The sequence below is a fragment of the Streptomyces durhamensis genome (genome assembly GCF_000725475.1).
Taxonomy (GTDB): domain Bacteria; phylum Actinomycetota; class Actinomycetes; order Streptomycetales; family Streptomycetaceae; genus Streptomyces; species Streptomyces filipinensis.
On record NZ_JNXR01000005.1, the window covers coordinates 315,540 to 327,266 of the forward strand.

At 71.0% G+C, this 11,727-nt stretch carries 10 protein-coding genes; 2 read left to right on the plus strand and 8 right to left on the minus strand.

Annotation, left to right across the window (positions count from 1 at the left end; translation table 11 throughout):
- Positions 1 to 138: 138 nt before the first annotated feature.
- The 6 genes from IO33_RS0109195 to IO33_RS0109220 form a co-directional block, all read right to left on the minus strand.
- Positions 139 to 1,221, minus strand: a complete 1,083-nt coding sequence (locus IO33_RS0109195; RefSeq protein WP_031162344.1) for a S1 family peptidase — start codon at positions 1,219 to 1,221, stop codon at positions 139 to 141.
- 328 nt (positions 1,222 to 1,549) lie between these two features.
- Positions 1,550 to 2,452 carry a S1 family peptidase gene (locus IO33_RS0109200; protein ID WP_031162347.1) on the minus strand — a complete coding sequence of 301 codons (903 nt, stop codon included), beginning with the start codon at positions 2,450 to 2,452 and terminating at the stop codon, positions 1,550 to 1,552.
- A 207-nt stretch (positions 2,453 to 2,659) separates the two neighbouring features.
- Positions 2,660 to 3,127, minus strand: coding sequence for a hypothetical protein (locus IO33_RS43985; protein WP_342448264.1), 468 nt, complete (start codon positions 3,125 to 3,127; stop codon positions 2,660 to 2,662).
- A 71-nt stretch (positions 3,128 to 3,198) separates the two neighbouring features.
- A complete protein-coding gene (locus IO33_RS0109210; RefSeq protein ID WP_031162349.1) occupies positions 3,199 to 3,960 on the minus strand; it encodes an amino acid ABC transporter ATP-binding protein in 762 nt (253 codons plus the stop codon).
- Positions 3,957 to 5,717 carry an FAD/NAD(P)-binding protein gene (locus tag IO33_RS0109215; RefSeq protein ID WP_031162352.1) on the minus strand — a complete coding sequence of 587 codons (1,761 nt, stop codon included), beginning with the start codon at positions 5,715 to 5,717 and terminating at the stop codon, positions 3,957 to 3,959. Before IO33_RS0109215 ends, IO33_RS0109210 begins: the two co-directional genes overlap by 4 nt.
- A complete protein-coding gene (locus IO33_RS0109220) occupies positions 5,714 to 6,571 on the minus strand; it encodes an amino acid ABC transporter permease (RefSeq protein WP_031162353.1) in 858 nt (285 codons plus the stop codon). Before IO33_RS0109220 ends, IO33_RS0109215 begins: the two co-directional genes overlap by 4 nt.
- 412 nt (positions 6,572 to 6,983) lie before the next feature.
- On the opposite strand from IO33_RS0109220, the gene IO33_RS0109225 reads away from it, so the two are divergent.
- On the plus strand, positions 6,984 to 7,934 hold the full coding sequence (locus IO33_RS0109225) for an ABC transporter substrate-binding protein (protein ID WP_031162355.1): 951 nt from the start codon (positions 6,984 to 6,986) through the stop codon (positions 7,932 to 7,934).
- A 342-nt stretch (positions 7,935 to 8,276) separates the two neighbouring features.
- The gene (locus tag IO33_RS0109230) at positions 8,277 to 8,720 is read left to right on the plus strand and encodes a cell division protein SepF (RefSeq protein ID WP_031162357.1); all 444 of its coding nucleotides are present in this window, start codon (positions 8,277 to 8,279) and stop codon (positions 8,718 to 8,720) included.
- A gap of 37 nt (positions 8,721 to 8,757) precedes the next feature.
- Here IO33_RS0109230 and IO33_RS0109235 read toward each other — a convergent pair whose 3' ends face one another.
- Together IO33_RS0109235 and IO33_RS0109240 are read right to left on the minus strand one after the other, a co-directional pair.
- Positions 8,758 to 9,948, minus strand: coding sequence for an acyl-CoA dehydrogenase family protein (locus tag IO33_RS0109235; protein ID WP_031162359.1), 1,191 nt, complete (start codon positions 9,946 to 9,948; stop codon positions 8,758 to 8,760).
- A gap of 101 nt (positions 9,949 to 10,049) precedes the next feature.
- The gene (locus tag IO33_RS0109240; protein WP_031162361.1) at positions 10,050 to 11,663 is read right to left on the minus strand and encodes an MFS transporter; all 1,614 of its coding nucleotides are present in this window, start codon (positions 11,661 to 11,663) and stop codon (positions 10,050 to 10,052) included.
- Positions 11,664 to 11,727 lie beyond the last annotated feature (64 nt).

The window sequence follows — 11,727 nt, forward strand, 5'->3', positions numbered from 1 at the left end:
TACTTCCACCTCCACCATACCCCCATTCTCGAACATGCGTGCGACACCCGGGATGGCGCCGCCCACCTGCGCAAACGCACACCAGGAAGCCCCGCTCCCACCCGGGAACGGGGCTCCCCGCGCCATACGCCCGACGCGTCAGCCGATCTTCGCCCCCGTGGCGGAGAGCGCGGCGGTGACCGGCTGGAAGAACGTCTCGCCGCCGGAGGTGCAGTCACCGCTGCCCCCGGAGGTCAGCCCGATGGCGTTGCTCCCCGAGAACAGCGAGCCGCCGCTGTCACCGGGCTCGGCGCACACATCGGTCTGGATGAGACCGCTGACGGTGCCCTCCTGGTAGTTCACCGTGGCGTTCAGGCCGGTGACCGTACCGTCGTGCACATGGGTCGTCGACCCGCTGCGCGTCACCTTCATCCCGACCGTCGCCTCGGCTGCACCGGTGATCTTCTGGGTGGACCCGTTGTACAGGTCCACCTCGCTCGGGTGGTCCACCTGCGCCGTGTACTTCACGAGCCCGAAGTCGGTCCCCGGGAAGTGCGACTCCGCGTTCTGCCCGATCTGCTTGCCGCTGGAGTCCGACCAGCTGGTGATGTCCGCGGTGCAGTGCCCGGCGGTCAGGAAGTACGGCTGTCCGTCCTTGACCACGTTGAAGCCGAGCGAGCAGCGCCCGCCCGACCCGCTGATCGCGTCGCCACCGGCGATGAAGGGCTTGAACCGCCCCTGCGACCGCTTCAGCTCGGCCTTGCCGCCGAGCCCGTCGACGACCTTGCTCAGCTTGGTCCACCGCGCGCCGGAGACCGTCTTGTCGGCGGTGACGACGACCTTGTTGCTGACCGGGTCGGTCGCCCACGAGGTGCCGGGGATGGTCGCGTCCTGCTTCAGCGTGGTCCGCGCCGCGTCGAGCGCGGCGAGCGAGTTGGTGACGAGTCTCGCCTTGGCCCCGGCCGCCTCGACGGTGTTCGCCGCGCCCTGGTCGAGCACGTTGACGACGAGACTCCTGGCCTGGGTGTCGTAGTAGCTGCCGGCCGCGCCGGAGCCGAGGTTCTTCAGCAGCGTCGAGGCGAGGTTTCCAGCCGCCGGAGCGGACAGAACCCGCAGCTGCGGAGCGGACTTCGCAGGCTCGCTGGCGTTCGCATTCTGCAAGGTGACACCTGCGGCGACCAGTGCGGCGATTCCCGCACCGGCCAGGGCGGCCCGCCGCCCGGATATGCGTCGGTGCTTCAACTCACGTCCTCCTGTGGGGGGATGGTCCGCGAGTTGTGGGGACCCGACGGACCGGAAGGCTGGTTGACGAGCGCCCACTCTTCCGAACGACACAGGGAGCACACAAGGTTGACTTCAGGACGCGCACACAGGGGCTCGCACACCCCCCGCAGATTTGACTGAGCACGGTCACGCCCGGAAATTCGCACTGCAAACACTACCTGCGAGGAGTCCACAGCGGAACGTCACGACAGCGCATGGCTTGTTCTCCACCCTCGCCGGGCAACGGAAGAGCCCCCGTACGCGCCTCGCGCACGGGGGCTCCCCAGCAGGCCGGACTCGCCACTCGCTAGGGCAGCGTGACCCCGTAGTAGCTCAACGCCTCGGTCACCGGCTGGAAGAACGTCGTACCGCCGGACGTGCAGTCACCGCTGCCCCCGGACGTCAGTCCGTAGGCCACGCTTCCCGCGTACAGCGGACCACCGCTGTCACCGCCCTCGGCGCACACCGTGGTCTGGATCAGCCCGTAGACGATGTCGCCGCTGCCGTAGTTGACGGTGGCGTTCAGCGCGGTGACCCGGCCGCTGTGCGTGCCGGTGGTGGAACCGCGCCGGTAGACGGTCGCGCCCACGGACGGCGTGGCCGCGCTCGTGATGGACTGGCTGCCCACGGAACTCGGGTGCGACACGCCGGAGTTGGTGTACCGGACCAGTGCGAAGTCGTTGCCCGGGAAGCTGTAGCCGACGTTGGTGCCGAGCACCGTGCTGTGGCTGGAGTTGCTGTACCAGGTGGAGGCGACCTGGCCGCAGTGACCGGCGGTCAGGAAGTAGTAGGTGCTGCCGCTGTGCACGTTGAAGCCGAGCGAGCAGCGGTAGGAACCGCCGTAGATGGCGTCACCGCCGCTGATCAGCTTGCTGAACCTGCCGGGGGTGTGCTTGATGGTGAGCGCGCCCGCGTCGGAGCCGGCCTGCCGCTTGATCCTGGCGATCTCGGCCTTGGACACGGTGCTGTCGACGGTGACGACGACGCGGTCGGTCCTGCTGTCCACCGCCCAGGCCGTGCCGGGTACGTCGGCCTTCAGGACGGAGTCGTCGACCTTGCTGAGCTGGGCGGCGCTGAACGTGTGGCCGTCGACGCCGGCGTTCGCGGTGGGGGCGGCGAACGCGGCCGCGGCCAGGAAGCCGGTGGCCACGGCGATCAGCCGGGTCCGTCTCGCAGTGCCGTTGCGGGGAGTGGTGCGCTTGATCCTCACTTTTCGTTCCCTCCCAGGGGAAGTCGGGGGCCCGCGTGGGGTCGGGGCCCGTGAGGCGCAGCCAGGGGGTGTGGCCGGATTCCGAACACGCATGCCCCCTGACAAGCGCTGAGGGGGAGTATTCGGCCGAACGACCGGTCGCCACAAGAGTGCCTTTCGGCCGTCCGACTTTAAACCACTCATACGCAGCAGCATCCTGACGTCAGCTCAGCGCACGCTCGCCCGCCTCGCCCGCCACGTCGAGCGAGTTTTCACCGCTGGTGGCGCCGGCGAACACCGCCCACAGCCGCCCGTCGCCCACGCCCTTGAAGGCGCGCCGGGCCCCGGAGTCGGGTCGTAGACCCGCACGCCCCAGGCGCCCTCGCGGACCAGCACGAACAGCCGCTTCTTCGCCAGCGCGACCCGCGAGTCGGCCTCCGGCCCGGAGTCGGCGGCGAGCCGGACCTCGCCCGCGAAGGGCTGCCCGTCCACGGTCAGTCCGTCGGTCTCGGCGGCGGTGAGCACCACGCCCTCCCCCTCCGCCATCCAGGTCCCGGGAATGTCCGGGAGCCGCCCCTCCGGATGGTCCGGGAGCCAGTGCGTGGCGGTCAGTGCGAGCGGCCCGTAGGGTGCCGAGACCGCCTCCACGCGTTTGCCGTGCCACTGCTGCCACGCCTCGGTCGCGTCCGTCGTCATGCCGTCAGCCCGCGGCCGTGGCGCGCGCTCCCCCCGACGCCTCCCGCCGCGACCGGCCTGCCTGCCCGTCCTCACAGCACCTTCCCCAGGAACGCCCGCGTCCGCTCCTCCCGCGGAGCGCCGAGCACCTCACCCGGCGGCCCCTGTTCGACGATCCTGCCGTCGGCCATGAACACCACCGTGTCGGCGACCTCACGGGCGAACGCGATCTCGTGCGTGACGACGATCATCGTCGTGCCCCGCTCCGCCAGGTCCCGGATGACGTCGAGGACTTCGCCGACCAGCTCGGGATCGAGCGCCGAGGTCGGCTCGTCGAACAGCAGCAGCTTCGGCTCCAGCGCGAGGGCCCGCGCGATGGCCACCCGCTGCTGCTGGCCGCCGGACAGCTGCCGGGGATAGGCGTCGGCCTTGTCGCCCAGCCCCACCCGCTCCAGCAGCCGGCGCGCGGCCGCCACCGCCTCCTTCCGGGGCCGTCTCAGCGCGGACACCGGCGCCTCCACGACGTTGTCCAAGGCCGTGAGGTGCGGGAACAGGTGGAAGTTCTGGAAGACGAACCCGATCCGGGTGCGCTGGCGGAGCACCGCGCGCTCGGGCAGCTCGTACAGCTTGTCCCCGGCGCGCCGGTACCCCATCAGCGAGCCGTCGACGCTGATCTCGCCGCGGTCGGCCTTCTCCAGATGGTTGATGGTGCGCAGCAGCGTCGACTTGCCGGAGCCGGAGGGGCCGAGCACGACGGTCACCTCGCCGGCGCGTACCGTCAGGTCGATGCCCTTGAGGACGTCGAGCGCGCCGAAGCTCTTGTGCACGGACCTGATGTCGACCATGACGCTCATCGCGCGAGTTCCTTTACGTGTGAGGCGCTCAGAAAGGCCAGCGCCGCCCGGGCGGTGGCGTCGTTCTGCCGGAACGCGGCCCCGCCGGTGCGGGGCCGGGTGAAGGCTCCGGGGGTACGGGCATCGGTGTAGGGGCCGAGGGCGAAGCGCCGGGGATGCGGTCTCCCGGCCCCGTCGAGGATCCGGCCGTCGCCGGGATCGACCCGGAGCAGCCCCTCGGGGGTCTCGGCGGCGCCGTCGGCGTGCAGTTCGCGCAGCAGACTGTCGCGGGCCCGGCCGAGGGTGGGCTCGGGCAGCCGGGCCTCGACCAGCGCGCGGGCCTCGACCGAGAAGCCGGGCACGGTGGGGCTGGTGGCCCGGAACACCCCGTCCTCGGCGGTGACGGTCATGCCGGCGCCGACGAACTTCAGCAGGCCGGCCCGGGACAGCGCGAGCATCTGCCGCAGCCGCGGTCCGGGCGGCCCGGACGCCAGGTAGCTGAAGAAGCCGTGCCACCAGGGGCCGGTGTTCCCGAGCCGGACGAGCTGCCCGTAGACGGAGAGCAGCCCGAGGAAGACGCCCAGGTCGGCGCTGTGCGACGGGTCGTGGCGCCGCTTGAGGTCGCCCTCGACGTACGCCCGCAGCCCGTCCTGGAAGTCCTCGTGCGAGGTGTACCGCACCCCCGCGAGGGGGTGGTCGAGCGCGGTGAGGTCGAGCCGGTCGGCGGGGTCCGGTACGGCGGCGGTGACCAGCGCCTGGGTCTCGGCGGGGCCGGCGGCGGCCGCGTACTTCTCCTCGAAGTCGGTCCAGGCCATCGCCGTGCGCCCGGCGTGGGCGGTGAACAGCCGGTGGTAGTGGGCGTAGCCCAGCTCCTTCTCCACCAGCGGCCACACATCGCGCCGGAAGTCGAAGCCGTCCGGGCGGGCCAGCAGCGCCTCCACCTCGGCCGGGCCGAAGAAGCGGGGCAGCGGGGGCCGGTCGCCGGTCCAGTCGTAGCCGATCTTCGAGTGGTACGGCACCCCGCGCCGGGAGCCGACGTGGAGCACCGGCTCCCGGCCCGAGGGAAGGTACACCTCGCCCTCGTACCGCCCGCCGCGTCCCTCGGTGAGCAGCACCATCAGGTCGACGAAGGCCAGCCCGAAGCCCCGCACGAGGACGGGTTCGCCGGGCCGCAGCGGGGACAGGTCGCTGTCGGCGGTGAAGTCGGGCGGCAGGTGCACCAGGCCGTGTTCGCGGGCGTAGGCGGCCAGGGCGGACTGCTCGTCGTCGGGTTCGGCGTCGAGGTGGCCGATGGCGAGGACCACCAGGTCGGCGAGGAGGGGGCGTGAGCGGCCCTCCAGCCACACCTGCTGGCGGCCCTCGCGCGGGCCGCTGACGCGCACGGCGCGCCGGGGGTGGTGCCGGACGGTGACGCCCGGCGGCAGGTCGGCCAGGGCCTGCTCGTACACCCAGCGCAGATAGCGGCCCTGGAGCTGCCGGTCGGCGAAGGTGCCGCCGTCCAGCGCGGCCCACTCGTGCAGGGTGGGACCCGTGCGCACGGGGCCGTCCATGGTCACCGTCTCGTCGGTGAACATCGTGACGTCCTCGGCGTGCGAGTTCATCCACAGCAGCGGCGACTGGGCCTGGCGCCAGATGCGGCCGCCGCCGGGCGGGTGCGGGTCGACCACATGGATGTCGAGTCCGGAACCGGTGTACAGCTCGGGGGCGTTGGCGGCGATGCGCTCCAGGAGTCCGGTCGCCCGCGGCCCGGCTCCCACGATCACCAGCTGCGGCCTCATCGGGTGTTCTCCGTCCCCCGCGCGTAGTACTTCTCGACGTAGTGCTGTCCGATGCCGAGCAGCGAGGTGACGACCGCGTACCAGAGGGTCGCGACCATCAGCAGCGGGATGACCTGGTAGGTGCGGTGGTAGATCAACTGGGCGGAGAACAGCAGGTCGTTGACGGCGATGACGCTGACGATCGAGGTGCCCTTGAGGGTACCGACGAGCATGTTGCCGGCGGGCGGCACGATGGAGCGCATGGCCTGGGGCAGCACGATCCGCCACCAGCGCCGCCACCGGCTCAGGCCGAGCGCCTGGGCGGCCTCGATCTGTCCGCGGTCCACGGAGAGGATGCCGGCCCGGACGACCTCGGCGGCGAAGGCGGCCTCGTGCAGGGTGAGTCCGACGATCGCGACGGCGACCGGGGTGAGCAGGTTGACGGTCCGCACGCCGAACACCTGCGGGTACAGCGCCCCGATGTTGAACCACAGCAGCAGCTGCACCAGGATCGGGATCGACCGGAACAGCCACACATAGCCCCAGCCGACCGCCCGCAGCACCGGGTTGGCGGAGAGCCGGAAGGCGGCGAGCAGGGTGCCGAGGGCGAAGCCGAGGACCATCACGACCGCGGTCAGCCACAGGGTGAGCCACAGCCCGCGCAGGATGGAGTCGGTGGTGAGGTAGTCGACGACGACGTCCCACTGGAACGCCTTGTTGCGCACGACGGAGTTGACGGCGAGTCCGAGCAGCACGAGGACGGCGGCGGCCGCCGCCCACTGGCCGTAGCGGCGTCGCGGGACGATCCGCGGGGCGTCCGCCGGCTCGGGCATCTGCGCTGCGGTGGGGGATTCGGCGAGGGTGTCGGATGACATGCGAAGGCTCCGTGACGCTTGGTCGAACGTCAGAACACGGGTGGTGCCTTCACACGGCCGAGCCCCTCAGCAGGGCCGTCCGTCGAGAGTACGTGGGCGTTTCCCGGCGCTGTCAAGGCTGTCCGTAGTGTGAGCCGCACGTCTCAGGTCAGTTGACGCGAAACCGGATGCCTGTTCCACTTGGCCCATGCATCCACAGCAGTGGCTGGTCACCCGCTCCCACATCGACTTCGGTCGCGTGTGGTCCTCTTCCTGTTGAGCTGACCCCCTGCGCACGCCTGCCGGGTCGGCAGGCGTCCTCGCGTTCTCCCGTTCCTCGCCTTCCGTCACGCCTTCACACGCGCACCCCTCCCCTCGCGCCCTCGCGTCACTTCCGCCTTCCGCCCTGCTGCCCACAGGAGACGACTGCTCGATGCGCTCACGCCTTTTGCTGCCTTTCGCCATGATCACGTCGGCCACCCTGTTCCTCACCGCCTGTGGCTCCGGCGGCCCGGGCGGGGCGGGTGCCTCCGCTGTGGCGGCCAGGTCCGGCGGGGTACCCACCACGGACGTCGTCTCCGCCGAGCGGAAGGACGACGCGGCGGCCGGGCTGCTGCCCGCCGGCACCACCCGGCTCACCGTCGCGATCAGCGTCGGCGGCACGCCGCCCGGCACCACCTACCTGCCCGACGGCACGACGCTGACCGGCCAGGACGTCGACTTCACCAAGGCGGTCGCCAAGGTGCTCGGCGTCCGGCTCAAGGTGGAGCAGGCGAGCTTCGAGGCGATCCTGCCCGCGCTGGACAGCGGCAAGTACGACTTCGGCGCGAGCAACTTCGGCGTCACGGACGAGCGCCGCAGGACCATCGACTTCGTCACCTACGTCAACGACGGCCAGGGCTTCGCCACTCGCGGGGACAGCGAGCTGACGAGGATCACCGACCTGAGGCAACTGTGCGGCCTGAACGTGGCGACCGGCGCCGGCACCACCTTCGAGGCCACGCTGGAGGAGAACAAGCACGTGTGCGCCGACGCGGGCAAGAAGGCCTACCAGGTGCAGACGTACTCCGAGCAGAGCGCGATCTGGTCGTCCGTGCAGCAGGGCCGCAGCGACGTCGTGATGTCCACGATCAACGGCCTGCGTTACGCGGTGGCCCACCAGCCGGGCCTGAAGTTCCTGGGCGAGTACCACCGCCTGGACGTGGGCTTCGCCTTCAGGAAGGGCACGAAGCTGGCCCCGGCCTTCCAGGCGGCGGTCAACAAACTGCTGGCTGACGGCACGTACGCCAGGATCCTGAAGAAGTGGGGCACGACGGGCTCGGCCATCGGGAAGTCCCGGATCAGCCCGCCGGAACTGAAGCGCCCGGCGGACCGCGCTGCCTGATTCTCCGTCAGGAGCTGGCGGAGAAACATGCCATCGTTCGTCACGATGAGCGCACAGTCTGACGATCCCGCACACGGCGATCCCCCGTGATGTGGTACGAGGTTGACGTTCACCCGGACGCACCGGGCGTCACCCGTCCGCCGCCGACTATCATATTTCACTCTCAGTCAGCAGCCGTATGTGTCGGGACCCTTGGGGCACAAGGACTCTCGACGGATCGTCTGTGCACCAGTACCGTCACAAACCCCCCGCGCGGCGTCTATCCACTTGGCGCGCCGTCCGCATCATGGATGACCATAGGGATGCGGAAAGCAAGAATGACCGCTGTGAGAGGAGGCGTCCATGGGATCGGTACGCAAGGCGAGTGCGTGGCTCGGCCTCGTCGACGACAACGATGACGAGCGTTACTACGACGACGAGTACTCCGAGGGCACCGAGTCCGGGTCCGGGGACGCCTGGGTCACGGACCCCCGGGTGAAGGTGGCCGCGGACACGGCCGAGGAGAAGGGCCGCCGGATCGGCACGGTCACCCCGGACAGCTTCCGGGACGCCCGCGCCATCGGCGAGCTGTTCCGGGAGGGGGTCCCGGTCATCATGAACCTCACCGCGATGGAGCCTGCCGACGCCAAGCGCGTGGTGGACTTCGCGGCGGGGCTCATCTTCGGTCTGCGCGGCTCGATCGACCGCGTGTCCAACCGGGTGTTCCTGCTGACGCCCGCCGACACGGAGATCATCAGCGGCGAGGCGTCCGCCCACCGCGAGGACGGCTTCTTCAACCAGAGCTGAGGCAGGGCCGCTCACCGGCCCTGCCTCCTTCGGGTGCTCACCGGAAGGCGTCGAGCCCGGTGAGCGCCTTGCCCAGCACGAGCTGGTGCATCTCGACGGTGCCCTCGTAGGTGAGCACCGACTCCAGGTTGGTCGCGTGCCGCATCACGGGGTATTCGAGGGAGATCCCGTTGGCGCCGAGGATCGTGCGGGCCGTACGGCAGATCTCGATGGCCTCGCGGACGTTGTTGAGCTTGCCGAAACTGACCTGCTCGGGGCGCAGGCGGCCGGCGTCCATCCGCCGCCCGAGATGGTGGGCGAGCAGGATTCCCTTGTGCAGTTCGACCGCCATGTCGGCGAGCTTGGCCTGGGTGAGCTGGAAGCCGCCGATGGGGCGCCCGAACTGCTCGCGCGTCCTCGCGTAGTCCAGGGCCGCCTCGAAGCTGCTGCGCGCCGCGCCCATCGCGCCCCAGACGATGCCGTACCGGGCGTGGGACAGACAGCTGAGCGGTCCGCGCAGGCCGGTGACCCCGGGAAGCGCGGCGGTGGCAGGCAGCCGTACGTCGTCCAGCACGAGCTCGCTGGTGACGGAGGCGCGCAGGGACCACTTGTGCTTGATCTCGGGCGCCGAGAAGCCGCGGCTGTCGGTGGGCACGACGAATCCGCGGATGCCGTCCTCGGTCTGCGCCCAGACGACGGCCACGCCGGCGACCGACCCGTTGGTGATCCACATCTTGCGGCCGTTGAGGATCCAGTCGTCGCCGTCGCGCTTGGCGTGGGTGCGCATGGCGGCGGGGTCGGAGCCGTGGTCGGGCTCGGTGAGCCCGAAGCAGCCGATCACCTCGCCGGCCGCCATGCGGGGCAGCCACTGCTGCTTCTGCTCCTCGCTGCCGAACCGGTGGATCGCATACATGGCGAGGGAGCCCTGCACGGAGACGAGGGACCGGATCCCGGAGTCGGCGGCCTCCAGCTCCAGACAGGCGAGCCCGTACTGCACGGCACTGGCCCCCGCGCAGCCGTACCCGCTGAGCGACATGCCGAGCGCCCCGATCGCGCCGAGCTCCTGCGCGAGCTCATGGATGCCGGGCAGCTCCCCCTGCTCGTACCACTCGGCGACGTGCGGCAGCACCCGGTCCGCCGCCCAGGCCCGCACGGTGTCCCGTACGGCCAGGTCTTCCGGTTCCAGCAGGTCGTCGATCCCGAGCGGGTCGGCGGGATCGAAGGGGGGCAACTTCGAGGACGCGGACATGGGAAACCCTCCGGCACACACGAAAACTAGCACCGCTAGTTACATTTCGACGCCGACGTTACGGTGCAGTCTCCCGCACGTCCAGTGGTCTTCGTGTCCCGTCAGGCCGAGACGCGGGACTCCGCCACTTCCCGCGGCGCGGGCAGCTCCACCGCCGCCGCGGGCTCCCCGCACTGCATGACCCGCGGCAGCCGCAGCGCCATCACGGCGCCCAGCAGCAACAGGACCGCGCTCACCAGCAGCGTCACATGCAGCCCGTGCACGAAGGAGTCCCGCGCGGCCCGGCGCAGCGCCTCCCCGGCGGGCCCGCCGAGACGTCCGGCGATCTCGTAGGCCTCACCGAGCGAGTGGCCCGCCGCGTCCTCGGCGGGCCGCGGGACGCCCGGCACCGCGCGCAGACCCGGGGCATAGGCGGCGTTCATCACGCTGCCGAGCAGCGCGATGCCGATGCCCGCACCGAGCTGGTACGACGTCTCGCCGATCGCCGCCGCCCCGCCGGCCTGGTCCGCCGGGGCCTCACTGAGCATCGACTCGTACGCCCCGAAGAGCGTGGTCTCCAGGCCGAAACCGAGCAGCACGAAACCGGACAGCAACAGCGGTGCGTTGTCGGTGCCGCCCATCGCGGTGAGCGTCACCACCGCGGCCGCGGTGAGACAGAAACCGAAGCAGACCATCCGGCGCGGCCCGAAGCGGCGCAGCATCCGCGCGCCCGCCAGACCCGCCGCCATGGCCGCGATGGTCAGGGGCAGCAGCCTGAGGCCGGTCTGCAGCGGGGAGAGCCCGAGCACCAGTTGCAGATACTGGGCGGCGATCAGCTCCAGACCGACGAGCGCGAGCATCGCCAGCACGATGCAGCCCACCGAGGTGCTGAACGCGGGCCGGCGGAACATCCGCAGGTCCACGAGGGGATGCGGGAGCCGCCGCTGCCGTCGCAGGAAGAAGAACACAAGGGCCGCGCCGGCCAGCAGCGGCAGCACCGTGAAGGGGCTCGCCGGTGCCTCCCCGCCGCCCAGCCGCTTCACACCGAGGACGACGCCGAAGAGTCCGCCGGCCGCCATCAGGGCGCCGGCGACGTCCCAGGGGCCGCCCTGGTCACCGCGGGACTCGGGCAGCAGGATCCGGCCCACCGGCAGGCTGACCAGCATCAGGGGGATGTTCACGAGGAAGACCGCGCCCCACCAGAAGTGCTCCAGCAGGAACCCGCCGAGCAGCGGTCCGACGGCCGCGCCGACAGCGGCCACCGCGCTCCAGACGCCGATGGCGAGCGCGCGCTCGCGCCGGTCGGGGAAGACCTGACGCAGGATCGACAGAGTCGCCGGCATGATCATGGCGCCGCCGACGCCGAGCAGCGCGCGGGCGAGGATGAGCATCTCGGCCGTCTGCGCGAACGCGGCCACGGCGGACGCGACACCGAACAGGCCGTAGCCGAGCAGCAGGACGCGCCTGCGGCCGATCCGGTCGCCGAGGGTGCCGAAGAGGATCAGCAGCGAGGCGCAGACCAGCGGATAGACGTCGACGATCCAGAGCAGTTGTATGGCACCGGGCTTGAGGTCCTCGGTGACGGCGGGCACGGCCACGTGCAGCACGGTCGCGTCGAGGGCGACGAGCAGCAGGCTGACGCACAGGACGACGAGGACGACCCAGCGGTCGGCACCGGCACCGGCCCCGGCCGCCCGACGGCGCGGCCGTACGGCAGCCGTGGTCGTCCCGGACATGTACGTACCTCCCAGATGAGCCTCGCGTCGGGGCGGACCGACAGGGTGGGGACTCCCTGTCGTA

Coding starts and splice junctions, on each gene's coding strand:
- IO33_RS0109225 (WP_031162355.1), top strand. CDS start 6,984: ATGCGCTCACGCCTTTTGCTGCCTTTCGCCATGATCACGTCGGCCACC.
- IO33_RS43985 (WP_342448264.1), bottom strand. CDS start 3,127: ATGACGACGGACGCGACCGAGGCGTGGCAGCAGTGGCACGGCAAACGC.
- IO33_RS0109230 (WP_031162357.1), top strand. CDS start 8,277: ATGGGATCGGTACGCAAGGCGAGTGCGTGGCTCGGCCTCGTCGACGAC.
- IO33_RS0109215 (WP_031162352.1), bottom strand. CDS start 5,717: ATGAGGCCGCAGCTGGTGATCGTGGGAGCCGGGCCGCGGGCGACCGGA.
- IO33_RS0109240 (WP_031162361.1), bottom strand. CDS start 11,663: ATGTCCGGGACGACCACGGCTGCCGTACGGCCGCGCCGTCGGGCGGCC.
- IO33_RS0109235 (WP_031162359.1), bottom strand. CDS start 9,948: ATGTCCGCGTCCTCGAAGTTGCCCCCCTTCGATCCCGCCGACCCGCTC.
- IO33_RS0109210 (WP_031162349.1), bottom strand. CDS start 3,960: ATGAGCGTCATGGTCGACATCAGGTCCGTGCACAAGAGCTTCGGCGCG.
- IO33_RS0109220 (WP_031162353.1), bottom strand. CDS start 6,571: ATGTCATCCGACACCCTCGCCGAATCCCCCACCGCAGCGCAGATGCCC.